The sequence below is a fragment of the Kitasatospora sp. NPDC005751 genome (assembly GCF_040630835.1).
Classification (GTDB): Bacteria; Actinomycetota; Actinomycetes; order Streptomycetales; family Streptomycetaceae; genus Kitasatospora.
Genome location: NZ_JBEXYC010000010.1, coordinates 121,670 through 146,823, shown reverse-complemented (window position 1 = coordinate 146,823; position 25,154 = coordinate 121,670). Strand labels below are relative to the sequence as shown.

21 protein-coding genes are annotated in these 25,154 nt (G+C 75.2%); 8 read left to right on the top strand and 13 right to left on the bottom strand.

Going from position 1 to position 25,154, the window contains the following annotated elements; all coding sequences use genetic code 11:
* Positions 1 to 124 precede the first annotated feature (124 nt).
* Both ABZ497_RS13225 and ABZ497_RS13220 read right to left on the bottom strand, forming a co-directional pair.
* Positions 125 to 1,567, bottom strand: coding sequence for a glycoside hydrolase family 16 protein (locus tag ABZ497_RS13225; RefSeq protein ID WP_359804805.1), 1,443 nt, complete (start codon positions 1,565 to 1,567; stop codon positions 125 to 127).
* Positions 1,568 to 1,659: 92 nt separating this feature from the next.
* On the bottom strand, positions 1,660 to 3,198 hold the full coding sequence (locus ABZ497_RS13220) for a glycoside hydrolase family 64 protein (protein WP_359804803.1): 1,539 nt from the start codon (positions 3,196 to 3,198) through the stop codon (positions 1,660 to 1,662).
* Positions 3,199 to 3,418: 220 nt separating this feature from the next.
* Here ABZ497_RS13220 and ABZ497_RS13215 point away from each other — a divergent pair, with 220 nt between their 5' ends.
* Together ABZ497_RS13215 and ABZ497_RS13210 are read left to right on the top strand one after the other, a co-directional pair.
* A complete protein-coding gene (locus ABZ497_RS13215; protein WP_359804801.1) occupies positions 3,419 to 3,781 on the top strand; it encodes a DUF1304 domain-containing protein in 363 nt (120 codons plus the stop codon).
* Positions 3,778 to 4,332 carry a TetR/AcrR family transcriptional regulator gene (locus tag ABZ497_RS13210; protein ID WP_329491459.1) on the top strand — a complete coding sequence of 185 codons (555 nt, stop codon included), beginning with the start codon at positions 3,778 to 3,780 and terminating at the stop codon, positions 4,330 to 4,332. Before ABZ497_RS13215 ends, ABZ497_RS13210 begins: the two co-directional genes overlap by 4 nt.
* A 141-nt stretch (positions 4,333 to 4,473) precedes the next feature.
* On the opposite strand, the gene ABZ497_RS13205 is transcribed toward ABZ497_RS13210, so the two are convergent.
* Both ABZ497_RS13205 and ABZ497_RS13200 read right to left on the bottom strand, forming a co-directional pair.
* Positions 4,474 to 5,433, bottom strand: a complete 960-nt coding sequence (locus ABZ497_RS13205; RefSeq protein ID WP_359804799.1) for a cupin domain-containing protein — start codon at positions 5,431 to 5,433, stop codon at positions 4,474 to 4,476.
* Between the two features lie 140 nt (positions 5,434 to 5,573).
* On the bottom strand, positions 5,574 to 5,765 hold the full coding sequence (locus tag ABZ497_RS13200; protein ID WP_329491456.1) for a hypothetical protein: 192 nt from the start codon (positions 5,763 to 5,765) through the stop codon (positions 5,574 to 5,576).
* A gap of 275 nt (positions 5,766 to 6,040) precedes the next feature.
* On the opposite strand from ABZ497_RS13200, the gene ABZ497_RS13195 reads away from it, so the two are divergent.
* A complete protein-coding gene (locus ABZ497_RS13195) occupies positions 6,041 to 7,858 on the top strand; it encodes a BTAD domain-containing putative transcriptional regulator (RefSeq protein ID WP_359804797.1) in 1,818 nt (605 codons plus the stop codon).
* A 100-nt stretch (positions 7,859 to 7,958) separates the two neighbouring features.
* Here the strand turns inward: ABZ497_RS13195 and ABZ497_RS13190 are convergent, their stop codons facing one another.
* From ABZ497_RS13190 to ABZ497_RS13175, 4 genes are read right to left on the bottom strand one after another with little or no spacing between them, the layout of a single operon-like run.
* Positions 7,959 to 8,594, bottom strand: coding sequence for a GAF domain-containing protein (locus ABZ497_RS13190; RefSeq protein WP_329492380.1), 636 nt, complete (start codon positions 8,592 to 8,594; stop codon positions 7,959 to 7,961).
* Positions 8,595 to 8,626: 32 nt separating this feature from the next.
* The gene (locus tag ABZ497_RS13185) at positions 8,627 to 9,553 is read right to left on the bottom strand and encodes a S8 family serine peptidase (RefSeq protein ID WP_359804795.1); all 927 of its coding nucleotides are present in this window, start codon (positions 9,551 to 9,553) and stop codon (positions 8,627 to 8,629) included.
* Positions 9,550 to 12,714, bottom strand: coding sequence for an adenylate/guanylate cyclase domain-containing protein (locus tag ABZ497_RS13180; RefSeq protein WP_359804793.1), 3,165 nt, complete (start codon positions 12,712 to 12,714; stop codon positions 9,550 to 9,552). The genes ABZ497_RS13185 and ABZ497_RS13180 overlap by 4 nt, the downstream gene beginning before the upstream one ends.
* A gap of 16 nt (positions 12,715 to 12,730) precedes the next feature.
* Positions 12,731 to 12,919, bottom strand: a complete 189-nt coding sequence (locus tag ABZ497_RS13175; RefSeq protein ID WP_359804791.1) for a hypothetical protein — start codon at positions 12,917 to 12,919, stop codon at positions 12,731 to 12,733.
* A gap of 274 nt (positions 12,920 to 13,193) precedes the next feature.
* Here ABZ497_RS13175 and ABZ497_RS13170 point away from each other — a divergent pair, with 274 nt between their 5' ends.
* From ABZ497_RS13170 to ABZ497_RS13160, 3 genes are read left to right on the top strand one after another with little or no spacing between them, the layout of a single operon-like run.
* Positions 13,194 to 14,378 (top strand): radical SAM protein, encoded by a 1,185-nt coding sequence (locus ABZ497_RS13170; RefSeq protein ID WP_359804789.1) that lies wholly within the window; start codon positions 13,194 to 13,196, stop codon positions 14,376 to 14,378.
* A gap of 17 nt (positions 14,379 to 14,395) precedes the next feature.
* The gene (locus ABZ497_RS13165) at positions 14,396 to 15,838 is read left to right on the top strand and encodes an MFS transporter (protein ID WP_359804787.1); all 1,443 of its coding nucleotides are present in this window, start codon (positions 14,396 to 14,398) and stop codon (positions 15,836 to 15,838) included.
* Entirely contained in the window at positions 15,831 to 17,900 is a 2,070-nt protein-coding gene (locus ABZ497_RS13160; RefSeq protein WP_359804785.1) for a prolyl oligopeptidase family serine peptidase, read from the top strand. Before ABZ497_RS13165 ends, ABZ497_RS13160 begins: the two co-directional genes overlap by 8 nt.
* 356 nt (positions 17,901 to 18,256) lie before the next feature.
* On the opposite strand, the gene ABZ497_RS13155 is transcribed toward ABZ497_RS13160, so the two are convergent.
* Positions 18,257 to 18,649, bottom strand: a complete 393-nt coding sequence (locus tag ABZ497_RS13155; RefSeq protein WP_329491448.1) for a ribonuclease — start codon at positions 18,647 to 18,649, stop codon at positions 18,257 to 18,259.
* Positions 18,650 to 18,885: 236 nt separating this feature from the next.
* Positions 18,886 to 19,806, bottom strand: a complete 921-nt coding sequence (locus ABZ497_RS13150; protein ID WP_359804783.1) for a LysR family transcriptional regulator — start codon at positions 19,804 to 19,806, stop codon at positions 18,886 to 18,888.
* An 87-nt stretch (positions 19,807 to 19,893) separates the two neighbouring features.
* On the opposite strand from ABZ497_RS13150, the gene ABZ497_RS13145 reads away from it, so the two are divergent.
* On the top strand, positions 19,894 to 20,841 hold the full coding sequence (locus ABZ497_RS13145; RefSeq protein ID WP_359804781.1) for an NAD-dependent epimerase/dehydratase family protein: 948 nt from the start codon (positions 19,894 to 19,896) through the stop codon (positions 20,839 to 20,841).
* A 1-nt stretch (position 20,842) separates the two neighbouring features.
* Positions 20,843 to 21,769 (top strand): aldo/keto reductase, encoded by a 927-nt coding sequence (locus tag ABZ497_RS13140; RefSeq protein WP_359804779.1) that lies wholly within the window; start codon positions 20,843 to 20,845, stop codon positions 21,767 to 21,769.
* A 78-nt stretch (positions 21,770 to 21,847) separates the two neighbouring features.
* Here the strand turns inward: ABZ497_RS13140 and ABZ497_RS13135 are convergent, their stop codons facing one another.
* The 3 genes from ABZ497_RS13135 to ABZ497_RS13125 form a co-directional block, all read right to left on the bottom strand.
* Complete coding sequence (locus ABZ497_RS13135; protein WP_359804777.1) at positions 21,848 to 24,268, bottom strand: PKD domain-containing protein; 2,421 nt, start codon at positions 24,266 to 24,268, stop codon at positions 21,848 to 21,850.
* Positions 24,269 to 24,424: 156 nt separating this feature from the next.
* On the bottom strand, positions 24,425 to 24,661 hold the full coding sequence (locus ABZ497_RS13130; RefSeq protein WP_359804775.1) for a hypothetical protein: 237 nt from the start codon (positions 24,659 to 24,661) through the stop codon (positions 24,425 to 24,427).
* A 150-nt stretch (positions 24,662 to 24,811) separates the two neighbouring features.
* A complete protein-coding gene (locus ABZ497_RS13125) occupies positions 24,812 to 25,114 on the bottom strand; it encodes a hypothetical protein (protein WP_329491442.1) in 303 nt (100 codons plus the stop codon).
* Positions 25,115 to 25,154 lie beyond the last annotated feature (40 nt).

Below are 25,154 nucleotides of genomic sequence, written 5' to 3'. Positions count from 1 at the left end.
AACGCTTCGTCCCCAGAGCCTAGCGGGTCGGTCGCCCGTCGCTGAGAGCGCTCCCAGAACACCCGGGCGGGCACGCCGGAGCGGTGGCGGGCGACTGCCGTCCGCCACCGCCCGGCACCCCGGGTCAGGTGGTGCTGAACGTGAACCAGTTGACGTTGACGAAGTCGGCCGGCTGCCCGCTGGTGAAGGTCAGGTAGACGTCGTGCCTGCCGGTGGTCGCGGCGATGTTCGCCGGGACGGTCGTCCAGCTCTGCCAGCCACCCGTGTTGGCCACGGCGAAGGAGCCGATCGGCGCGGCGGTCCGGCTGTCGAGGCGGACCTCGACCAGTCCGCTGACGCCGCCCGCCGCACCCGAGGCCACCCGCGCCTTGAACTGCCGGGCCGGGGCCGTCCCGAAGTCGACGCCCGGGTACAGCGCCCAGTCGCCGTTGGCGAGCGCGGCGAGGTTCTGGCCGCCGCCGCTGTCGGTGGTGGCCTCCCGGGCCGTCCCCGACTGCCCGCCGTAGGCCTCGGCCTGGATGGTGCCGTACGCGCTCCCGGTACCGCCGGGGGGCGGCGTGGTCGGCGGCGTGGTGGTCGGCGGCGTGGTGCCGCCGCCCGAGCGGTAGACCGCGACGTAGTCGACCAGCATCGGCACGCCGGAGGCGGTCGCGGCGGTGGGCGTCCGGTGACCCGCCACCGGGTCGGGGAAGGCCCCGCCCATCGCGACGTTCAGCAGGATGAAGTGCCCGTGCGCGGTGGCCGCGTCCCAGGTGGCGGCGTCCATCTGGGCCGAGGTGACGGAGTGGAACTGCACGCCGTCGACGTACCAGCGCAGCTGCTGCGGGCTGACACTGCGGTCCCATTCCAGCGCGTAGGTGTGGAAGTTGCCCTGGCAGGCCGAGCCCGGGCAGGCGTGCACGGCGCCGAGGCCGGTGGTCTCGTTGCACGGGCCGCCCGGGTTGCCGCCGCAGTGCAGGGTCCCCCAGACCTGGTTGACGCCGTTGACGTTCTCCATCAGGTCGAACTCGCCGATGGTCGGCCAGTTCCAGTAGTTGCCGCGGTACGGCGCGCCCAGCGTCCAGAAGGCCGGCCAGTAGCCGTCGGCGGCCGGGCCGGTCACGTTCGGCATCTGGATCCGGGACTCGATCCGCAGCTTCCCGCCGGCGGGCGGTTCGAAGTCGCTGCGCCTGGTCTCGATCCGGCCGGAGGTCCAGTTGCCGGCGGCGTCCCGGATCGGGGTGATGCGCAGGTTCCCGGCGCCGTCCTGGCGGAGGTTGGCGGTGTTCGCGGTGTAGCTCTGGACCTCGCCGGTGCCCCAGTTGGCGGCGCCGCCCGGGTAGCTGGTGCCGGTGTCGACGATCCAGTCGGCGGCCGCCGGCAGGGTGTCCGCGGCGCCGCCGAAGTCGTCGCTCCAGACGGTGGTCCAGCCGGCGGGCGCGGGCGGGACGGCGGCCGTGGCGGTGCCGAGCAGCGCCGCGCAGAGCGCGGTGGCCGCGCCGGCGGCGGTCAGCACGGTGGTCAGTGCGCGGCGCGGGCGCCGTCTGCGGGTGGCGGTGGTCGCGGGTGGGGTGTTCGTTCCGGACACGGTGGTGCACCTCCGTGGGGGGACGGTCGTGGGGGTGACGGTGCGGTGGGAGCGCCGGGGCGGGGCCGCGCGGCCCCGCCCGCCGGCCCGGACTACCAGCCGATACCGAGGGTCAGCCCGGTGGGCGGAGCCGCGTTGCCGAGGATCTGGACGGACGACTGGTCGTTGATGTCGTCGTAGGGGAAGGCGTAGGAGCGGCCGCCGAGGCTGATGCCGTGCAGGTACCTCGCGTAGTCGTTCCCGGCGTCGGCGCCGCGGTAGTAGGCCGCGGGCCGGTACCAGTCGGCCGGAGTGAGCGCCACGCCGCGCTGGAGGGCCGCGCACAGCTCCGCGCCGAGCTGCTTCTCGGTGTCGTCGCCCGCGGCGAGCGGGCCCGCGCAGGCCATCACGTCCGGCGAGGCGGGCTTGGCCAGGTGGAACGGTCCGGCCCCGTTCTTGGTGAAGGTCAGGGTGTCGCCGGTGACCCGCCCGGTGAACGTCTCGCCGAGCCGGGTGAGGGTGAACTGCCGTGCGCTGAAGGCCGACCAGAACCGGTCGATGGCCGGCTGGAGGTAGCCCTGCTGCGCGCCGCCCGCCTGGAACAGGGCGGACGACCGCGGGGCGGTGATGCGGTAGGTGCCCTGCAGCGCGCGGAAGGCGGGCCCGACGGCCGCCGCGTAGCCTGCCATCACCTCGGCGCGGGTGCGGGTGATGCCCTCGGTGGAGTCGTAGCCGCTGGCGGTCTGCCGCAGCCGGGCGGTCATCGGGAAGCCGAACCCGTCCACCTGGGTGGTGTTGCCGCCGAACGGGACCTCGCCGTGGACGTAGGTGTACTCGTACCAGTCGTAGTAGACGTCGTTGTTCGGGTCGGCGGGGTTGCGCGGGTCCGGCCCGCCCCAGCCCTGGTCGTCGGGCGAGACGGGGATGTACAGCGGCGAGCCGAGCGAGATGTAGACGCGGCCGCCGCGGATGGCGGCCGGGGAGGGGACGGTGGCGGCGCGGTCGAGCGTGAAGGACATGTTCGGGTAGTCGACGCCGTTCTTGGTCAGGTGCCCCGGGGCCTGCGCGGCGCGGTGGTCGATGTGCGCCGTCGTGCCGTCGGGCCGCAGGTAGGACCACTGGCCGGGGGTGACCATGCCGAGCACGGTCACGTAGACCTGGGCGTCACTGAAGGCTCCCCGGGTGTTGTTCACGAAGGTGAGCGGGAAGCTGCCCGTCGCCCCGCCGCCGGTCGAGCCGCCCGCGCCGACGGTCACCGTGAAGTGCGGGGTGTCGTAGAGCGGTCCGGCCTTCTCGTAGGTGAACCAGTACTCCAGGACGGTCCCGGCCGCCAGGCCGGTGGCGGTCGTCTCCCACCGGCTCGCGCCCGCCGTCATCCGGACGTTCTGCTGGCCGTCGGCGGCGGGCCGGTAGTGGACGTCGACCAGGGCGGCGGGCGTGACCGGGGTGAAGGCGAAGAGGACCGAGCCGGGGGCGACCGTGGCCGCCGACTGGGTGTAGTCGGTGGCCGCCCGCGCGCCGGCCGCCGTCCACAGACCGGCGAGCAGCAGGGCGAGCACGGTGAGGACCGCGACGGGGCCGCGGTGGCGGGGCGCTCGATGGCGGGGCGCGGCTCCGCGGGCGGGGCCGGGCAGGGGTGGGGTGGCCGTCATGGGGATGCCTTTCCCTCGGCGGTGGCAAGGCGGCGGAACCGCGTGAGAGCGCTCTCAAGCGTCGACACACTGTCTCGCCCCGCCGGACGGCGGTCAAGAGACGAAGCGGTGGAACTTCCTTGTGGGCTTTGTGACTTCACTTTGTGAACGGAAGGCCTGCGGCAAATTCCTGGACATGTGTCTATGATTGCTGGACAACAGTCCAGAAAGGGGCCCCGTCATGGGCATCGTCGCGAGCACACTGGTGGGCCTGGTGGCCGCACTGCACGGATACATCCTGGTGCTGGAGATGTTCCTCTGGGAGCGGGCTCCCGGGCGGAAGCTCTCCGGCTTCGACCCGGAGATGGCCCGGGCCACCGCGCCGCTGGCCGCCAACCAGGGCCTCTACAACGGCTTCCTGGCCGCCGGCCTGGTCTGGGGCCTGGTCGCGGCGGACCCGACCGGCTTCCGCGTCCAGGTCTTCTTCCTGTCCTGCGTGGTGGTCGCGGGCCTGTACGGGGCGGCGACCGCCAACCGCCGGATCCTGTTCGCCCAGGCCCTGCCCGGCGCGCTCGCGCTGGCCGCGGTGCTGGTCGCCGGATGACCGACGCACGGGCCGACCGCACCCGCGCCCGGCTGCGCGAGGCCCTGCTCGCCGAGTGCGCCGAGCGCCCGCTGGCCGAGGTCGGCGTGGCCGCCGTGGTCCGGCGCGCGGGCGTCGGCCGGGCGACCTTCTACCTCCACTACGAGGACCTGCGGGCGCTCGCGGTGGACGCCTGCGCGGAGGTCGTCCGGGACGCCGTGGACGCCCTGCACGCCTGGCGCGGCATCCCGGACCCGGCCGCACCGCCGCCCGCCCTCGGCGCGTTCCTCACGGAGGTCGAGCGGCACGCGGCGGTCTACCGCTCGCTGCTGCTGCCCGGCGGCGCCGGACCGCTGGGCGAGCTGCTCCACCGCGAACTCCGGGAGCGCAGCCGCACCGAGCGGGAGCTGGCCGGCGCGCCGTACGCCGAGCTGGTCGCCACCGCCGTCGCGGCGACCTTCACGGCGCTGCTCGCGGACTGGCTGCACGCCCTGGTGCCCGCCACCGCCGACGAACTCGCCGCGCACAGCTGGCGCCTGCTGATCTCGCTGCACCGCACCCCGTTCGGCTGACCGGCCGGCGGGCGGTGCGGGCGCCGGTCAGGCGGGCGGCGGGGGCTCGGCGGCCTCGGGTGCCGGCTCCGCAGCGGCGGGCCGAGGCCAGCGGGCAATCCGGGCGCCGGCCAGGTGGCCGGCGGGCGGTGCGGGCGCCGGTCAGGCGACCGGCGGGGGCTCGGCGGCCCCGGGCGCCGGCTCCGCGGCGGCGGGCCGGCGCAGCGAGGCCGCCAGACTGCCCGGGGCGGGCGCGGCCGGGGGCTGCTCGGCCCGCAGGCCCTCCAGCGAGATCCGGGACCAGTCGGCGTCCGCCAGGTGCTTCGCCAGCAGCTCGACGCGCTCGCGGTACAGGGCCTCCCGGTCGAGGTCCGAGAAGGCCGGCGGCAGCACCTCGCGCAGCGGCTCGAACCGCTCCCCCGCCCCGGCCAGCAGGCTGCGCAGGACCCGCTCCCAGGTGACGCCGCGCAGGCCGATCGACAGGTGCAGCGACGGCTCGTCCGTGGTGTCGCCGACGTGCACGAAGCCGCGCGGCAGGTAGAGGCACTCGCCCTCCTTGAGGACGACGTCGAGCACCGGTTCGCCGACCTCGGACGGGGCCACCGGGCGGGCCCGGCTCGGCAGCCGCCGCACGGGGGCGCTCACCCGCCAGCGCTTGGAGCCGTGGAGCTGCCGAAGGAAGATGCCCACCAGGTCGAAGTGCGGCGCCGCGCCCCGGGCCCGAGGCGGCGTCAGGAAGGCGGTGCAGTCGGCCTCGTAGCCGGTCTCGCGGGCCACCTCGGCGGCGAAGCGCGCCACCTCCGGGCTGTGGTTCTGGAGCTCCTCCAGAGTCAGGGTCGCGCCGCCGGCCACCTGCTCGGCGACCTTGGTGCCGTCGGCGAGCTTCTCGCGGCTCCGCGGGTTGCTCCCCCGGTTGCGCAGGACGAGCTCCGGTGGCACCAGCTTGCCGTCACGGAAGAGCCGTACCGCGCTCATCGGCAGGCTGCTGTGGATCAGCCGCTCGGCGGTCTCCAGGGAGAACACGTCACCGAGGTCGCCCAGCCCGGTGCTGACGAACGGCTCGCACTCCCAAGCGGTTTCGAGCGTCGGCAGGTCGTCCACGAGCCGGAGCAGACTGTCCACGGAGGCCTCACAGGGTGGTCGGGTGCCGGGCGGGAAGGCGACGGCCGGCCTGCGCGGTTGCACCCGCACAGACCGGCCCGGCCTCGTCCCGCCGGGGTGGTCCGGCCCGGCGGCGAGTCGGCCGATGACGAAGCGTCGGGCTAGACGCCGGCGGGGCCGTCCGCGGCGCTGGCGTTGAACTGGATCCCGCAGCCCGCCAGGTCCTCGTCGTCCTCGCCCACGCTGTGGGCCTGGACCTCGTCGTCCACGGCACTGGCGTTGAACTGGATCCCGCAGCCCGCCAGGTCCTCGTCGTCGCCGCCCACGCTGTGTGCCTGCACCTCGTCGGACATCGGAACTCCTCTCGCTCGCGCTCGGACGTCGGCCGACGTCACAGTGCGACGCTAGGAGCGGGCGGTTGAACTCCGGTATGTGCGTGGCTTCCTGGCAGCTTGTCCTGTCCCTCTCGACCCCCGGGCACCGCTGTTCACCAATCGCTCACCGCGTCCTTGCCAGACATCCTCTTCTCGGCGAAGCTACCCGTCGGAGTACAGACGAGGGCGACCGGCCCCGATCGGGCCGGCCCGACCTGTGCCCATCGCGTGGCGCGCTCTGGGGGAGGGGCCATATGACCGGGAACACCGGTGCGGAAAGAACGCTGCGTTTCACGATGCTCGGGCCGCTACAGGTCCGGTCCGGCGACGACCTGCTCGAACTCGGCCCGTACAAACAGCGATTACTCCTGGCCGCGCTGCTGTGCCGGGCGAACACCGTGCTGTCGGTCGACCAGCTCATCGACGCGCTCTGGGACGGCGACCAGCCCCGGACGGCGCGCAAGAACCTCCAGGTGTACGTCTCCGCCCTGCGCAAGGTCCTGCGGGACCGGATCGGCCACGTGCCGTACGGCTACACCCTGACGGTGACCTCCGAGGAGTCGGACCTGCTGCGGTTCGACGAACTCGCGGCGGCCGGGCGGCAGGCGCAGCGGGCGGGCCACCCGGCCGGCGCGTCGGCGCTGTTCGGCGAGGCGGTACGGCTCTGGCAGGACCGGCCCCTGGTCGACCTGCTCGGCAGCTCGTTCGCGGCCCGCGAGTCGGAGCGGCTCGCCGACCGCTTCCTCGCGGTGTACGAGGACTGGGCCGAGCTGGAGGTGGAGGCCGGCCGGGCGCTCGGACTGCTGGACCGGCTGGCCGAGTTGACCGCCCGGCATCCGTTCCGCGAGCGGCTGATCGTGCTGCACATGACGGCGCTCGACCAGGTCGGCGGGCGGCGGCAGGCGCTCGCCTGCTTCGAGCAGCACCGGCAGTACATCGCCCGGGAGCTGGGCCTCGACCCCAGCCCCGTGCTGCAGCAGACGTACCGGGCGATCCTGGCCGGCGGGGGATCGGCCCGGCCGAGCCGCGACCGGCCGCGCGAGCACGCCAGGCCCTCCCAACTCCCCCGCGACCTGGCGGACTTCGTCGGCCGCCGGGACGAGGTCGAGGCGGCGGTGGCGGCCCTCACCGGCGGGGCCCGATGTACCGACGTCACGGCGGTGTCGGGCCCGCCGGGGGTCGGCACCACGGCGCTGGCCGTCCACGTCGGCCACCGGATCGCCGACCGCTTCGCGGACGGCCAGGTCTTCGTCCCGCTGGGACACCCCGACGGAACCCCGCGCGACTGGCACGAGGTACTGACCGAGCTGCTGCGGAGCACCGGTCTCGACCTCACCCCGCCCCGGGAGGAGACCGCGGCGCTGGCCCTGTGGCGGTCCTGGATCGCCGACCGGCAGGTCCTCCTCGTCCTCGACGGCGCGACCGGCGAGTCCCAGGTCCGCCGCCTGCTGCCGGGCCGCGGGCCGACCCGCACGCTGGTCACCTCGGCCCGCCGGCTCAGCGGCCTGGAGTGCGTCCACCGCATCGAACTCGACGAGTTCACCCCCGGCGAGGCCCGCGAGCTCCTGGCGCGCGTGCTCGACGAGCGGCGGCTCGTGGACGCGGACCGGACGCTGCGCCGCCTTCAAGAGGTGTACGGGCTCTCCCCGCTGGTCGTCCGCGCGCTGGCCGCCAAGCTCACCACGCTGCGGCACCTCTCGCTGTCCGAGTACGCGGAGCAGCTGGGCCGGCTGCCCGCCGGACCCCACGAGCTCTCGGTCGGGGGCTGCTCCGTCCAGGACGGCTACCGCCGGTTCCACCGGGGGCTGGATCCGCAGCAGCGGGCGGCGCTCGGCGCGCTCGGCGCCCTGCCGGGGCCGGCCTTCGACCAGGCAGTGCTGCTGGCGGCGCTGGGCGGCCTCGCGGAGCCGGCCGAGCGGATCGTGGAGGAGCTCATCGAGGCCCATCTGGTCACGGTGGCCGAGGACGACGAGGTGCGGGCGCACGCCGTCCGCTACCGCATGCCGAGGCTGGCCCACCGGTACGCCGCCGCCCTGCACCGCGGCCCGGGTCCGCTGCCGGGCGGCTGCTGACACCTGGACGAGACCGGGTGGCGGGCCGGTGCCGATGACCGGGACGGCCTCGCCGCCCGGTCAGCTCGCTGCCCCGCCGCCCCGCGACCCCGCCGCCCGGTCAGCGCGCCATCGCGGCGAGCACCTCGTGCAGGGACTCGACCAGCCGCAGCCCGCTGGCCCGCTGCTCGGGCGCCAGCGCGCCGAGGACCTGAACGATGCCGGCCAGCCGCTCGAACTCCGCACCGCCGAGGGCCAGCGCGCTGCGGGCCGCCCGGCTGCGGACCAGGCCGTGCAGGGCGAGCCCGGCCTGGCCCGCGAAGGCCACCAGCAGGTCCAGGTCGGCCAGGCTGGAGCGGGACTGCGGGTGCGGGTCGAGCACCTGGATCACGCCGAGGATCTCGTCCCGGTGGACGACCGGGGCCGCCATGATCGCGTCCGGCACGTAGCGGGTCCGCTCCGCGAGGTCCTGGGCGAAGATCGCGCTGCCGCGCAGGTCGTCGACCGTCACCGGCTCCCCGGTGTCGGCGACCCAGCCGGCGATCCCCCGGTGCGCCGGGAACCTGGTGCCGACCAGGAAGTCCTCGCCCTCCCCGGAGACGGCCTCGAAGACCAGCTGGTCCTCCTCCCGGTCGAACAGGAAGATCGAGCTGGCGGCGGCGCCGAAGATCGAACGTGCCACCCGCACGATGGAGGACAGCAGTTCGCGGTCGTCCGGGCCGGGATCGGCCAGGGCGCCCGAGATCGCCGCGATCATCGCCGTGGAGTCCGCCGACTGGTCCATGGATCTCACACTCCCCGCACGTTGGCTGCCGTCAGGTAGAGGATCGTCTTCAGCTCGAAGCTCGTCAGACGAGGGTGCTTGCCGAGGATGAGCGCGCTCAGTCCGGTGACGTGCGGCGCCGCGAAGCTGTTGCCGGTGTTGCGGGTGGTGCTGCCGTTCGGCCCGGCGACCTGCACCGCCTGCCCCCGGGCGAAGAACTCCACCGGCGGGTCCGGGTTGTAGAGCACGAGGTCCGAGTCGTCCTCGGCGTGGCTGCCGACCGAGATCACCGAGGAGAACCGCCAGGGAAAGCTCTCGATCCGGGAGTTGTGCGCCGAGGCGACGATCACCGAGCGGTTGAAGTAGGCGTCGTCGGCCATCTCCCGCAGCACCTGGCTGAACTGCGGGCGCGAGGTCGACAGGCTCAGGTTGATCACGTCGAAGCGCTGCTCGATGGCCCAGCTCAGCCCGGCGAGCAGGGCGGCCCCCGTCCCGCCGCCGTTCTCGCCGAGGATCCGGACGCTGTGCAGTTCGCAACCGGGGGCCACCCGCCGGACGATGCTGGCGCAGGCCGTGCCGTGGCCGCAGGTGTCCATCGGCTCCACCCGTTCCACCGTCAGGCCGCCGTCGCGCCCGACCACGGCGTGCGAGGCGGCCACCTCGCCGACCAGCGGATGGCCCGCCTCGACGCCGCTGTCGACGACGCAGACCCGGACGCCGCTGCCGTCCGCGCCGCCGTACGCCCAGTCGGGCGTGACGGGCACGGTCTCGGAGGTGGCGACGGGGATGTCGGCGGGGCGGCGGTCGAGCAGGTTCCAGGTCAGCGTGGTGGCCCGGGTGACGGTGTTGGTCCGGTCGGCGCTACCGGTCCGGTCGGTGACGGTACCGGTCCGGCCGGTGGCGGCGGTCCGGTCGGCGGTGCCCGGGGCGGAACCGGTCCCGGTGGCGGTCATCGGCTACTCCCCTCTCTCGCCGGCCCGTCCGGCCCGTCCGCCCCGCCCGGCCCGCGGTCCTGCTCCCGGCCGGGTTCCCGGGCCAGGCCGAGCTCCTCCGCCAGCAGCCCGGTCCGGGCCGCGCCGACCAGGTGCCCCTTCGCCTCGAAGCGGCGCCGCGCGGCCAGCAGCGCCGCCCGGGCCTGCTTCGGCCGGCCGACCAGGGCACGGGTGTACGCGAGGTCGAGGCAGGCGGTCGCCTGGTCGGCGGGCGAGTCGGTGCGGTGGGCGAGCAGCACGGCCCGCCGGGCCAGCGCGAGGGCCTGCGGATGCTCGCCGCCGAGCGCCCGGATCCTGGCCTGGACGCCGTACCGGTTGGCCTGCACCACCGGGTGCGCGTCGGCGACCGTCAGGTCCTCCACCAGCTCGGCGGCCCGGCGCCACTGGCCCGCCGCGAGCTGGGCGCGGGCCAGTTCGAGCGCGGTGGTGCGGACCAGGCCGCCCGCGTTGAGGGCCCGGGCCGCGTCCAGCGCCTCGCGCAGGGCCGCCTGCGCCTGCTCCGGCCGGTCCGCCAGCGCGGCGAGCGTGCCGTCGAGCAGCGGCCCGAACACCGCGCCCTCGCCGTAGGCGAGCGCCGCCATCGCGCGCCGGACGTCGGCCAGGCACTCGGCGGCCCGGTCGGACCGGCCCTGGAGGGCGTGCAGCACGGTGAGCGGGAACCCGAGCGTGACCTGCACGGCCAGCCGGTCGGCGCCGTGGGTGGCCAGCAGGTCCTCGCACCGGGCGGCGGCGGACGGCGCCGGCTCCGGGCCGTGCCAGAGCGAGAGCCCGGTCGCGCCCAGGGTGTTGGCGAGCTCCCGGTCGGCCGCCGCGGCGAGCGAGTGGGTGAGGGCGTGGCCGAGCGCCGCCACCGCCTCGCCGTGCTGCCCGCGCCGCTGGCAGGACCCGGCGAGCACCAGGCGGCTGCGGGCCATGCCGAGTTCGTCGCCGCAGGCCCGGAAGACCGTCAGGCCGTCGACCGCCGCCCGTTCCAGCGCGGCGTCGTCGTGTTCGCACGCGGCGAGGTGCAGCCGGGCGTGGGCGGCCGTTCCCGCCGCGCCGTGCTCGCCGGCCTCCGCCACGGCGCGGACCAGCACCTCGCGCGCCTCGTCGGAGCGGCCGAGTGCCAGCAGCACCTCGCCCAGCCGTTGCAGCACCTCGGGCCGGCCCTGGTCGCCCGGGTCGGCGAGGTCGGCGGCCCGCTGGAGGAGGGTGAGCGCCCACGGCAGGTCGACCCGGCCGAGCGCGCCGACGCCGGCCCGGGCCAGGTGGCGCAGCGCCCGCCGGCGCAGCAGCGGATTGCGCTCGGTGCGGCGGCCGACCGCGCTGCGGTACCGGTAGGCCTGCTCCAGATGGGTGCCGACCAGCGCGTCCGGGCGCCCGGCGCGCAGCAGGTACTCGGCGTAGCGCTCGTGGAGTTCGCCGCGCCGGACCTTGGTGAGCCCCTCGTAGGCGACCCGCTGGGTCACGCCGTTGACGAAGCAGTAGGCGGCGCCGGCACCGAACGGCCGGCGCATCGGCTTCACCAGGCCGCGCCGGGTCAGGGTGCGCAGCACCGCCGTGCTCACGGCCGGCAGCCCGGGCTCGCCGGCCAGGGCGCCGAGGTCCTCGGCGTCGAACTCGCGCCCCACCACCGAGGCCTGGCGCAGCACGGTCCGGTCCGCCTCGTCCAGCCGGTCGATCCGGGCGGCGAGCAGCGCGTGCAGGTTGGGCGGCAGGCCCTCGGTGCCGCCCGCCTCCTCGACCGTCGCGGCGAGCTGTTCCAGGTAGAGCGGGTTGCCGTCGGCCTGGGCCACGATCTGCTCGGTGGCCGCCGGGCTGTGCAGGGCGAGATCGACCAGGTGGGCGGCGAGGACGGCGGAGTCCGCCGGGGAGAGGCCGGTGACGGTCACCGTGGTCGAGTTCGCCCGGCCCGTTCCCCAGCCGGGGCAGGAGTCCATCAGCTCGGGGCGGGCCAGGCAGAGCACCAGGATGGGCAGCCGGCGCAGGTCCTCCACCAGCCGGTCGAGCAGGGCGAGGAAGGGCTGGTCGGCCCAGTGCAGGTCGTCGACGACGAGCAGCATCGGGTGGTCGCCGGTGCGCACCGTGAGCACGTGGGCGACCGCCGCGCAGGTGTCGTCCTCGGAGGGGGCCGGGGTGCCGTCCAGCAGCAGCCCGGTGCGCAGCAGGGCCAGCGCGGCGGCGGTGGCCGAGCCGTCGAGCGCGTGCCGCCCGGCCTCCTCGGCCAGCGGGGCGACGCACTCGGCGAGCGCGTGCAGCGAGCCGCCGGTGCCGGCCGCCCGGCAGCGGCCGGTGCCGACCGCCTCCGCGGCGGGGGCCGAGCGGCGCAGCCATTCGTCGACCAGGCGGGTCTTCCCGATGCCCGCCTCCCCGAGCAGGGTGAGGACGTGGACGTCGCTCTCCTCGGCCACCCGCCGCCAGGCCAGGTCGAGTTCGCTGAGGTAGCGTTCGCGGCCGACGAAGGGCACGTCGGAGCGGGGCGCGCGCTCGGGCTCGGAGAGGCCCAGCAGGCGGCCGGCCTCGATCGGCCCGGCCACGCCCTTCAGCTCGACCGGGCCGACCTCGGCGACGGTCAGCCCGGAGCCGCAGGCCCGCCAGGTCTGCGCGCTGAGCAGGATCTCGCCGGGGCCGGCGGCCTGCTCCAGCCGGGCGGCGACGTTGACCACCTCGCCGGAGACCAGCGCCTGCCGCCTGGCCGGATCGGCCGTGGTGACCACCTCACCGGTGTGCACGCCGATCCTGACCCCGAGCCGGACCCGGTGGTCGCGCTCCAGCTGGGTGTTGAGGCCGTCGAGGGCGGTCAGCATGTCCGCCGCCGTCTCCAGCGCCCGGCGCGCGTCGTCCTCCTGCGTCGCGGTGAGGCCGAAGACGGCCATCACGGCGTCGCCGATGAACTTCTCCACGATCCCGCCACGGGAATCGATCTGATGTTCCATCAGTTCGTAGTAGCGCAGCAGGATCGACCGGAGCACCTCGACGTCGAGCTTGCCGGACAGCTCGGTCGATCCGACGAGGTCGCAGAACAGCACGGTGACGACCCGGCGTTCCTCGGCCGCCGGGGTCGGGGGGGTGACCGGGGTGCCGCACCGGGCGCAGAATCGCGCGTCCGCGGGGAGTTCCGTGGCGCAGGACGGGCAGCTCATCGGTGGGGCCCTCCGGTCAGTACGCCGTCATGTTGCCTATGCACCAAGGGGCTTCGCCGTCGTCCCCGTCCGCGGAGTGCAGGACGACCTCCGGTTCGTCGTCGGCCGGCGCGGCGCCCGGGAGGGTGTCGGGCAGGTCCGACAGGTCGTCGAGCAGGTCGTCCGAAGGGTCGGGGGGCAGGTCGGCGGGGGTCGGCTCGGGCACGTCGATCAGCCCTCTTCCATGACGTCGAGGTCAGGCGTTCTGGTCGTCGCCATGAGCCTAGGAGCGGCCAGTTGGGGTTCGGTTTACGTCCGGTATGCCCCCGTCGGCGCCCCGGCCGCCCGACCCGGGCCGGACGGTGGACGCGCCGGCCGTCCGGCCCGGCCGGAAGCTGCCCGTCAACCTGTCGCATACCGGCGGCAAACCACGGCTGCCTAGCCTCGCGCTGTCAGGGCCCGCCGACGGCGGCCGTTTCCCGCCGACCCCAGGGAGAGCAATGATCGGCACCCGGCTGGACGAGGTGGACGCGCCCCGCCTGATCAGGAGCGACCGCGGCTGGTGGTTCATCGGCAACCGGACGTGGACCCTGCTCAAACCGGAGCACGTCGCGGCCGACGGCCGGGTGCGGCCGGACATCGACGAGTTCCTGCGCGACGCGGGCGCGTACCGGGAGCGGACCGCGAAGTCCTTCGCGCTGACGGTACTGACCAGCACGGCCTGCAACCTCGGCTGCGGCTACTGCTTCCAGAACACCGGCCAGGACCCGAAGGGCGGCCACCGCCCGCCCCGGATCAACCTCCGCCGGCTGAACACCCGGACCATCGACCGGATCGTGGACTTCACCGCCGAGCGGATGGCGCAGGCCGGCCTGGACCGGCTCTACCTGCTGCTGTTCGGCGGCGAGCCGCTGCTCAACCCGCGCGGCTGTGTGGAGTTGCTGGAGCGCTGCACGCCCCTGGGGCTCGCCACCGCCGCCATGACCACCAACGGCGTGCTGCTGACCGGGCGGCGGGCCGTCCAGCTCGGCGCCGCCGGGCTGCGCGCGGTACAGATCACCTTCGACGGCAGCCGGGAGGACCACGACGCGACCCGGGTCACGCACGCCGGCGGGGGCACCTTCGACACCATCGTCGCCAACGTGGCGGCGGCCACCGAGGCCACCCGGCTCTCCTGGAACTTCCGGGTGAACGTCTCCCACCACAACGTGGACCGGATCGGCGCGCTCTTCGGCCAGCTCGACGGCAAGGTCGACCCGAGCCGGTGCACGTTCACCTACGCCTGGGTCGGCGACTCCGGGATCGGGTACCGCAACGACCTCGCGCGGGCCCGGCAGGTGGAGGACCGCTTCGTCGAGTGGGCGGTCGAGGCGCTCGAACGCGGCTACCGCTTCGCCAAGCCGAGCATGCGGACCACCTGCCAGATCTGCTCCGAGCCCGGCGGCCGCGAGGGCGCCGTGATCAACGCGGACGGCACGCTGTTCAGCAGCTGGCAGTCGGCCGGCAAGCCGGGCTTCGAGGTCGGACACGTCGACCACGGCTACCTGGAGACCGGCGCGGTGGCCGACCGCTGGGTGACCTGCGGCTACGAGTACGAGCAGGCCGACACCAAGGTCATGACGCGCTTCCAGGACAACGTCGACGCGCGGATCCTCGACCACCTGCACGCCACCGGCCGGCTGTAGCCGGGGAGGGGGCGGCCATGCTGGCTGGCGTGCTGCGCACCAACCGCGACTTCCGGCGGTCCTTCCTCGCCGACCTCACGTCGAACCTGGGCTCGGCGATGTCGACGATCGCCTACCCGCTGCTGGTGCTGAGCCTGGGCGGCAACGCGGCGCAGGCCGGGGCGGTCGCCACCGTCGCCCTGGTGACCAGGCTCGGCTTCCGCCTCCCGGCGGGCGGCCTGGTGGACCGGTGGAACCGGCGCCGGGTCATGCTGACGACCGACCTGGTGCGTCTGGTGGCGGTGGCCACCATCCCGCTGGTCGCCCTCTGGGGCTCCCCGTCCTACGCCCAACTGCTGCTGGTGGCCGCGGTGGAGGGCATCGCCACCGCGATGTTCGGGCCCGCCAACACCGTGCTCACCCGGGACGTCGTCGCCAAGGAGGACCTCGCCGACGCGCTGGGCATGGGCCAGGCCCTCCAAGCCGCCGTCAGCCTGGCCGGTCCGGCGCTGGGCGGCGTCCTCTACGCCGCCGACCGGATGCTGCCGTTCGCCGTGGACGCGCTCTCCTACGCCGTGTCGGCCGCCCTGATCTGGCGGATCACCGTCCGCCCCACGGCCGCGGAGCCACGGGCCGAGGACCGCGGGCTGACGGCGGGCATCCGCTGGCTGGTCCGCCGGCGCGAGCTGTTCGTCATCCTGGTCTACGCGGCCGTCATCAACCTGGTCGCGGCCGCCATCGATGTGATCGTCATCCTGGAGTTGCGGGCGAACGGGGCCTCCGGCTGGGTGATCGGGCCCGTGCTGTCCTGCGCGGGCGTCGGCGGGATCGTCGGCTCCCTGCTGGCGCCGTGGTTCGTCAAGCGGCTGAGCGTGCCGACCATCCTGCTCGGCATCGGGGCGGGCTGGACGGCGGTGCTGGCGGTGTTCACGCTGACCTTCGCGCCCGGGGTGGTCGCCGCCCTGCTGACGCTGCTGATGATGCTCTCGCCGGCCGCCGGCGTGGTGGTCGGGCACGCCCTGTTCGGGCAGACCCCCCGGCACCTGATCGGCCGGGTCAGCGCCGCCACCGGCCTGCTGCTCAGCGGGCTGGCCGCGCTGGGCCCGGTCGCGGCCGGCGCGCTGCTGCAGGGCCTCGGCGGGGCGGGCACCTGGGCGGTGATGGCGGTGCTGACGGCCGCGGTCACCGCGGGCGGCTGGATTCCGCTGCGGACCACCCAACGGCTCGCCGCCGGGCCGGCGGCCGACGGGGACGCGCAGCCGGCGGCCGGGCCACCGGCCACCCCGGACCTGGACGCGCAGGCCGGACCGGCCCCGGGCACCCGGACGGCTCCGGCCCCGGAGGCGGACCCGGAGCAGCCGGCGGAACCCGCCGTCGTCGCGCACGCCGCCCCGCCCGTCCCCGGCCGCGCCCCCGCGCCCGGCACCGGACCCACCGCCGCCCCGGCCGGCACCGACCCCGGGAGGAGCTCGGATGACTGACGGCCCGCCGCCGCCCGACCCGTACCGCTGGCTGGAGGACGCCGACGACCCGGCCGTCCAGGAGTGGACGGAGAAGCAGGACGCCCGCTACCGCGCCGCCGCCGACGGCTGGCGGGCGCGCGCGAGTGCCGAGGCCCGGCTCACCGAGCTGTCCGAACGCCTCGGTGCCCGCTCCGCCCCCCGCCCGGCCGGCGCGCGGCTGTTCCTCATCCGCTCGCTCCCCGGCGCCGAACACCCCGAGCTGGTCGTCGTCGAACCCTCCGGCGCCGTCCGGGTCCTGGTGGATCCGGCGCTGCTCGACCCGACCGGAGGCACCACCCTGGAGGAGTGGGAGCCGTCCTGGGACGGCCGCCGGCTCGCCTACCAGGTGGCGTCCGGCGGCACCGAGAACGCCGCCCTCTTCGTCCTGGACGTCGACACCGGCCGCGTCCTGGACGGCCCGATCGACCGGGTCCGCCGCAGCACCGTCGCCTGGCTGCCCGACGCCGACGGCTTCTACTACGTCCGCCGGCTGCACCCCGCGCTCCACCCGGGCGAGGGCCAGTACCACCGCCGGGTCCAGCTGCACCTGATCGGCGCCGACCCCGAACAGGACGCGGTGGTCTTCGGCACCGGCCGGGCGAAGACCCAGCACTACACCGTGCGGATCAGTGCGGACGGCCGCTGGCTGGTCGTCGGCGCCGCCGCCGGCGCGGTGCCCCGCCGGGACCTCTGGATCGCCGACCTGACCGAGGACCGGCCGGACCGGCCCCGGCTGCGCCCGCTCCAGGAGGGCCTCGACGCGCGGTCCCAGCCGCACCTGCGCCCCGGCACCGCGCCGGACGGCCGCTGCTGGCTCACCACCGACCTGCACGCGCCCCGGGGCCGGGTCGTGGTCACCACCCCGGGCGCCCCCACGCCGGACACCTGGACCGAACTGATCCCGGAGGACCCGCAGGCCGTCCTGGAGGACTTCGCGATCCTCGACGGTCCCGATCCGGACCGCCCGCTCGCCCTGGTGGTCCGCACCCGGCACGCCGTCGGCGAGGTCACCCTGCACGACCTGGCCGACGGCCGGCCGCTCGGCCCGGTGCCCGTCCCCCCGCTGGGCACCGTCGGCAAGGTCCGGGTCGCCGCCACCGACGCCCACCGGGCCTGGTTCGTCCACACCGACTTCGCCACTCCCCCGGCCGTGCTCTGCTACGACACCCGCACCGGTGCGGTGACGCCCTGGCCCGTCCCCGGGGCCGCCGTGGCCGAGCCCGCCGTCGACCCGGCCGACGGCCTCGAAACCCGCCGACTCGCCTTCACCTCCCGGGACGGCACCACCGTCCGGATGTTCCTGCTCGCCCGGCGCGGCGGCCCGGACCGCCCCCGGCCGGCGATCCTCACCGGCTACGGCGGCTTCGGCCAGTCGCTGACGCCCGGGTACGCGCCGGAGGCCCTCGCCTGGGTCCGGGCCGGCGGGGTCTACGCCGTCGCCAACGTGCGCGGCGGCGGCGAGGAGGGCGAGCGGTGGCACCGCGACGGGATGCTCGACCGGAAGCAGAACACCTTCGACGACTTCCACGCCGCCGCCGACCACCTGGTGACAGCCGGCTGGACCACCCCCGGACAGCTCGGCATCTGGGGCGCCTCCAACGGCGGCCTGCTGGTGGGCGCCGCCCTGACCCAGCGGCCCGCGAGCTTCGGGGCGGTGGTCTGCATGGCCCCCCTGCTCGACATGGCGCGCTACGAACTCTCCGGACTCGGGCCGAGCTGGACGGGCGAGTACGGCACGGCCGCCGATCCGGCGCAGCTCGCCCGGCTGCTCTCCTACTCCCCGTACCACCACGTCCGCGCCGGCACCCGCTACCCCGCCGTCCTGTTCGCCGTCTTCGACGGCGACAGCCGGGTGGACCCGCTGCACGCCCGCAAGATGACGGCCGCCCTCCAGGCCGCGACCGGCAGCGGGCAGCCGGTCCTGTTCCGTCTGGAACGCGGCGCGGGCCACGGCGCCCGCGCCGCCTCCCGCCGCACCGCGCTCTTCGCCGACCTCCTCGCCTTCTTCGCCGACCGCCTCGGCCTTCCGGCGGGCTTCTGACCCGGGGGCCGCAGCGCGGCTCACCCCGGGCGTCACTCCCGCGACGACGGGCCCGTCCGCGGCAGCAGGAGCTTCGCCACGGCCGGCTACGGGACCGATCCGCGCGGGACCACCACCGGCGGCCACGACGACACGACCGCGCGTACGGTCGCCGTCCGCGAGGGCGAGGAGTTCGACGAGCCCGCCCTCGGGGCGGTGTTCCGGCGGATCATCGCCGACAACCGGGCCGGCGGCCGGCGTGTGCGGGAGCGCGGCGGGTGGCCGGGCGCAGTTACCCGGCCGGCCCCCGACGGTCCGTCGGGGGCCGGGCAGGGCGGGCGGAGCGGGGTCGGGGGCCGGTCAGCAGGGTGAGCAGGTCAGCAGGTGAACTTGATCAGCCGGAAGGTCGCGTAGTGGTCGCCGGTGTAGTAGTCCTCCCGGTACGCCTGGCCGGTGACGATGCGCCGGGCGCCGCGGGTGGGCGAGCCGGGGGTCACCACGGTGTACTCGTGGTAGTAGCCGGTGGACCTGCTCGGCAGGACGCGCTCGCGGTTCTGGAAGACGACGCCGTCCTGGGAGTACGGGAACGGGCCGTTGCTCGCGATGAGGTCGAGGGTGTGGTCGGCCTCGGCCGGCAGCGCGGAGAGGCACACCGAGCCGCTCACGGTGGCGTGGGCCTCGGTGGCGGTCACGGCGGGGGCGAGGGTCAGCAGGGCGACGACGGTGACGGCGGCGGCGCGCGTCTTCCACGCGCGTAGAGTGCGGGTCATGACAACAGTGTGACCAGGCGCGGAGCGGCACCGGAAGGCCTGATCCAACTCTTCACCTGCGGGTAAGTCGCCGGACGGACGCGCGACTTGAACCGTACTCGGGCGGCCGGAAACCCGGCGCACGAACGCCCGCGCGCCGAACGTGCGCCCGGGCCGTCCGGACAGCTCCGAACGGCCCGGTCGGCCCGGTCGGCCCCGCCCAGCCCCGGCCAGCCCTGTCAGCCCCATCCGGTCGGTCAGCCCCGGGCCCCGCGCCCGCCCGCCGCGGCCCCCTCCCGGAGCAGCGCGGCCAGTGACTCGGCGTACGGCGACGGGCGCCGGCCCCGGGCGACGGCGATCCCGAAGTGCCGGGCGGGGCGGGGCGCCACCACCGGCACCACCCGGGTGCCGGGCAGCACCGGGTCGAGCGCGACGGACGGGACCAGCGAGACGCCGACCCCGGCCGCGACCAGGGTGCGGGCGAAGAAGTAGTCGGTCGTGGAACCCGCCACGCACAGTTCGAAGCCGGCCACGGCCGCGTACCGGCGCAGGAAGGTCTCGGTCTTCAGGCAGCCCAGCACCCAGCGTTCCTCGGCGAGTTCGGCGAGGTCCAGGGCCTCGCGACCGGCCAGCCGGTGCCCGTCGGGCAGCACCACCGAGAGCGGATCGTCCATCAGCGGGGTCCAGTCGAGGCCGGAGCGGTCTCCGGGGAGCACCGGCAGGGGGCCGTCGAAGTGGTAGGCGAGCGCGAGGTCGGCCACCCCCTCGCGCACCATCGGCAGGCTGTCCTCGGGCTCCCGTTCCAGGATGCGCAGTTCGACCTCCGGGTGGTCGGCGGTGAACCGGGTCAGCGCCGCCGGCAGGAGGTGCCGCCCGCCGCTGGTGAAGGTGGCGAGGGTGAGCCGGGGCCGGGCCGCGCCCAGCCGGCCGATCTGCTCCTGCGCGTGGCGCAGTTCGGCGGCGACCGCGGTGGCCGCCTCCACCAGCAGCTGTCCGGCCTCGGTGAGCCGCACACCCCGGGTGGAACGCTCCACGACCGCCGTGCCCAGGCCCCGCTCCAGCGCGGCGACCTGCTGGGACACCGCGGACGGCGTGAGCCGCAGGGCGGTGGCCGCCCGGTTGAAGCTCCCGTGCTCGGCGACCGCCCGCAGTACGCCGAGCCTCCGTACGTCGATCATCGCGCTCCCTCGGTCGACAGTTCTGCTGATGACTCGTTCAGCAGGTCGGTAGTTCCGCTGATGACGGTACGGCAGCAGAGTGGGGGCATGCGAAACGTCTGCGTCATCGGCGGAAGCCGGTACTTCGGCCTGCACCTGGTCACCCTGCTGCGGGACTCCGGTACCCGCGTCACCCTCGTCAACCGCGGCTCGACCCCGCCGCCGCCCGGGGTCGACCACGTCCGCGCCGACCGGTCCGACGAGACCGGGCTGGCCGCCGCGCTCGGCGGCCGCGACTTCGACGCGGTGATCGACCAGGTGCTCTACACCCCCGTCCAGGCGGCCGTCGCCCGCCGGGTGTTCGCCGGCCGCACCGGCCGGTACGTGATGACCTCGACGATGGAGGTGTACGACCCGGCCACCTCGCCGCTGGTGCGCACCACCGAGGGTGTTCCGGTGCCCGAGTCCGCCGTCGACCCGCTCCGGGCCGTCCCGCCGGAGCTGCCGTGGCACGATCCGGCGGCGCTCGCCCGGCGCACCGACGAGGCGACCGGGTACGCCGAGGGGAAGCGGCAGGCCGAGGCGGTGCTCGCGCAGGATCCGCCGTTCTCCTGGGCGAGCGTGCGCAGCGCCCACGTCCTGGGCGGCGGGGCGCGGGACTTCACCGGCCGGCTGGCGCACTACACGGAGCTGATCGCGGCCGGGCGGCCGGTCGCGGTGCACGCGAGGCCGCGGCCCACGTCCTTCGTCCACCACGAGGAGATCGCCGCCGCGCTGGTGCGGTCGGCGGCCTCCGACGACGCCGGTCCGGTGAACGCGTGCTCGCCGGACGCGCTCGACGTGGTCCGGCTCTGCGAGCTGGTCGCCGACCGGCTGGGGACCACCGCCCGCTACCGGGTGACGGCCGGCGAGGACGCCTCGCCGTTCTCCTTCGACCGCTGGTACCCGATGGACGACCGGCGCGCCGTCGCGCTCGGCCTGCGGTTCTCCCCGCTGGCCGACTGGCTGCCGGGCGCCGTGGCGGAGGCCGCCGCCCTCTCCCCGCGGGAGGTGTGACGTGCGACAGCGCACCATCGGCGCCGCGGCCGTCGGCGCGATCGGGCTGGGCGCGATGCCGCTCTCCGTCGAGGGCCGCCCGGACGAGGCCTCCGCCCTGGCCACCCTGCACAGCGCGCTCGACGCCGGGGTCACCCTGATCGACACCGCCGACTCCTACCACTGGCACGCCGGCGAACTCGGCCACAACGAACGGCTGGTGGCCCGCGCGCTGGCGAGCCGGACCGCCGCCGACCGCGCCGCCGTGCTGGTCGCCACCAAGGGCGGGCGCGGCCGGCCCGGTGACGGCTCCTGGACGGTCGACGGCCGCCCGGGCCGGCTGCGGCAGGCCTGCGAGGGCTCGCTGCGGCGCCTGGGCGTGGCGGCGATCGACCTCTACCAGCTGCACAAGCCCGACCCCCGGGTGCCGTGGGCCGAGTCGGTGGGCGCCCTGCGCGAGCTGCTGGATGCCGGGAAGATCCGGGCCGCGGGGATCTCCAACGTCGACGAGGGGCAGATCCTGGTCGCGCGGGACATCCTGGGCGCCGGCCTGGTCTCGGTGCAGAACCGCTTCTCCCCCGCCGTCCGCTCCGCCGAGCCGGAGCTGCGGCTCTGCGAGCGCCTGGGGCTGGCCTTCCTACCGTGGAGTCCGCTCGGCGGGCTGTCGCGCAGTGTCCTCGACGGCCCCGACGACGTCGCCGTCACGTCCGGCGCGTTCCACCGGATCGCCGCCGAGCGGGGCGTCTCGCCCCAGCGGATCGGCCTGGCCTGGCTGCTCGCACTGTCCCCCGCCGTCGTCCCGATCCCGGGCGCCCGCCGGTCCGCCAGCATCCGCGACTCCGCCGCGGCCGCCGACCTCACCCTCACTCCGGCCGAACTCACCGAGCTCTCCGAACTCAGCTCACTCGCCACACCGTTCGGCCCGGCGCAGCCCGGGCCCACCGGGTGAGGCGCCGGCCGTCGAAACGGCGGAGGGCCGGGGCACGCAGTCGCTGCGCGCCCCGGCCCTCCGCCGGCACTGCCCGGATCAGCCGTAGATCGTGAACACCGAGTCGCCCTGCCCGCCGTAGGCGTTGCTCAGGGCGAAGACGTGGCTGCTCGGACGGAAGATCCCGAAGGTCGTCCGGCCCCGGCCCAGCCAGTCGCCGACCACCGGAAGGTCACCCTTGACGCCGTAGGCGGCGGTGGAGACGCTGCCGTCGTCGTGCCGCAGGATGAACAGGTTCGGGTCGCCCTCGTTCCGCCCGGGGCGGAAGACGCCGAACTGGGCGTGGTGCACGCCGTCCCAGTCACCCACCACCGGAAGGTCGCCCTGGTCGCCGAAGCCCATGGTGGAGACGCTGCCGTTGTCGTGCCGCACCGCGAGGGTGCTGGTGCTCGGACGGAAGATGGCCAGCTGGTCGTGGTTGTCGCGGTCCCAGGCACCGACGACCGGGAGGTCGCCCGGCTCCCCGAACTGGACCGTGGAGACGGACTTGTCGGAGTGCTGCAGGGCGAAGGTGCCGGTGCTCGGACGGTAGATGCCGGACTGGCACCGGCAGGTGTTGTCCCAGGCGCCGACCACCGGAAGGTCACCCGGGTCCCCGAGGCTCCAGACCAGGTTCGCCTGGCCGGAGGCCTTCTGGTAGGAGAGCGCCCAACGGCCCTTGTCGAAGAGCCCGACGTGGCTGGTGGGGCCGCCGAAGTAGCCGGCGAACGGCACGCCGGCCTGCGGACCGGCGACGTTCTGCTGGGTCCCGGTGCTCGCGGTCCGGCCGTGGTCGTCGACGACGGTCTCGGTGACGGTGTACGTGCCGGCCACGCCGTAGTCGTGGGTGACACCGCTCGGCGGGGTCGGTCCCTCGCTGACGGCCGGGGCCGTGCCGTCACCGAAGTCGATGACGTAGCGGGCCACCGGCCAGGGGCTGACGGTCCGGTCCGTGACGGTGACCCGGGCGACGGTGCGATCGGGCTGGTACACCCCGAAGGACGGGCGGAGCTCGCCCACCGGGGCCAGCTTCACCGTCCCGGTGGAGGTGCGGACCAGGCCGGTCTCGCTGGTCGCGGTGAGCGTCAGCGTGTAACTGCCGCCCTCCGGGTAGTCGTGGTCGACGGTGATGTTGCTTGAGGTCACCGGGACCGGCGCGGTGCCGTCACCGAAGTCCAGGGTGGCGCCGACCGGTGCCCAGCCGGGGGTGTACCAGACCGTGGCCCGGGCGTTCAGCGGGTGCCCGGTGGTCGAGTAGGGCAGCGCCGACACCATGACGAACATGGTGTCCTGCAGCTCCACGGCGCCGCGGTCCTGGTAGCCGTTGCCGGTACCGGTGTTGGCGATCTTCGGGTGGTCGGCGCGCGGGTCTCCGTAGAGGTCGGTGTCCAGGGTGCCGGGCGCCGAGGCGTCGGCGGCGTCCGTCAGGCCCTCGACCGCGACCGGCCGGTAGTCCGTGGCCCACGGGGAGAAGGCCGGATCGGCCCCGTTGTCGTGGGCGCCCTGGCCGGTGGCGCGGAAGGCCTCCGGCGTCGCGTAGGAGGTGCCGCCCCACGCGTAGGCGGCCGCGCCCGGCGCGGGCTGGACGCTGTTGTAATCGATTTTGGTGCCCTGGGTCGAGCCTGCCGACACCGTCAGCGCGGGCGAGGAGACCGGTACTCCGCCGCACCGGTCCGCCGGACGCTTCGCCAGCACGTTGTTCTCGACGGTCGCGCCGGAGGAGCCGCCCGCGAACTCGATGTCGCTCAGGCAGTTCCGCCCGAAGGTGTTGCCGACCACGACGGTGCCGGGGGCGTCGGTGACCAGCACGCCCCGCCCCTCGGTCTCGGTCACCAGGTTGGTGGTGAGGACGGTGCCCGTCACCCCGGCCTCGACCGCCACGCCGATCGGGCCGGCCGAGGCGATCTGGCTGCGGCTCACCGTGACGCCGGCGCTGTGGCCGGTGATCCGGACGGCCGGACCCGGCTGGGCCGCGCCGCCGCTGCCCCCGCCCACGATGGTGCGGTCCAGGACGATCCGCTCGGAGTCCTTGACGAGCACGCCCTCCTGCGGGGCCATGATCTGCAGGCCCGTCACGGTGACGTCGTGCACGCCCGAGATCAGGAAGCCGTAGCCGGGGACGCCCGGCCCGTCCTGCTGACCGACCTCGACGCTCGTCGCCGGGACCTGGTAGGGGATGTCGGCCTTGAAGACGATCGGCTTGCCGGGCAGGCCCGAGCGCCTGACCGTGATCATGCCCTGGTAGGTGCGGTTCGGGGCGATCTGGACGGTCTGCCCCGGCTGGGCCGCGTCCGCGGCGGCCTGGATCCCGCAGTACGGCTGGGCCTGGGTGCCGGCCCCGGCGTCCGAGCAGTGCGCGGTGGTGCTGTTGTCCACGTAGAGCACGGCGGTCTCGGCCTGCGCGACCGAAGGCAGCGCGGTTCCCGCGCCGGCCGAGCAGGCGACGGCGATGGCTATGCCAACGCGACGGTGGAACGACAAAGTTGATCCCCCTGGGGTGACGTTCTGGTGGCGCGCCGGTCCAGGGGACGCCGAGAGACCCAGGGCGTCCCTCCTGCGCGGCGATCAGTATCCACGACGTCGCCGCAGCTCCGCACCCCGGTATCGGAGCTGCGGCGGCGGGCCCCGGGCCGGGGGTCAGGACAGGTCGTCGGCCGGGGTCTTCTCGGGCTGGACGGCGCAGACCGCGTTGACGCCGCCCGGGCCGAACAGCAGGGATCCGCCGACCAGGGTGCCCACCACGCCGCGGCAGACGGCGGCCTCCTGGGGCGTCTTCGGGCCTTCGGCGGCCGCCGGGTGGGCGGCCAGCAGCGGAGCGGCGAGCAGCAGGACGGCACCGGCCGCGCGGACGGCGTGGCGGAGCGGCTTCGGCATCGGGCTGAGCGGGAGCATGGGTCGGCCTTTCGGATCGGCGGGGGACGAGCCATCGCGGATCGGCGATGGACGAGCCATCCCTATCGGACCGGCCGTGCGCGGCGCCGGACTCTGCGCCGTCCGTGGGCGTGTCAGCCCGTGCCCGTCCGCTCAGCGCTCGTCCGGGTAGCCCCACTCGACGGCCGGGCGGGCGTGCGGCGCGACCTTCCCGACGGCCTCGGTGACGGCGCGCTCGAACGCCGGCCGCCAGGCGTAGAAGCGGGTGATGACCAGCGGGTACTCGCTCTCGCCCGAGACGATGAACTCCCCGTCCAGCTCGCCCACGCCGATCCGCACCTCGTCGTCGATCCGCTCGTCCCGCAGCACGGCGGCGAGTGCGTGCACCACCTCCCACGCCTGCTCCCGGCCGGTGAGACCGTCGACGAAGAGGGCGAGTTCTATGTTGACCGACACGGGGGGAATGGTATCCGGGCCGCCCCCGCCGACCGGCGGC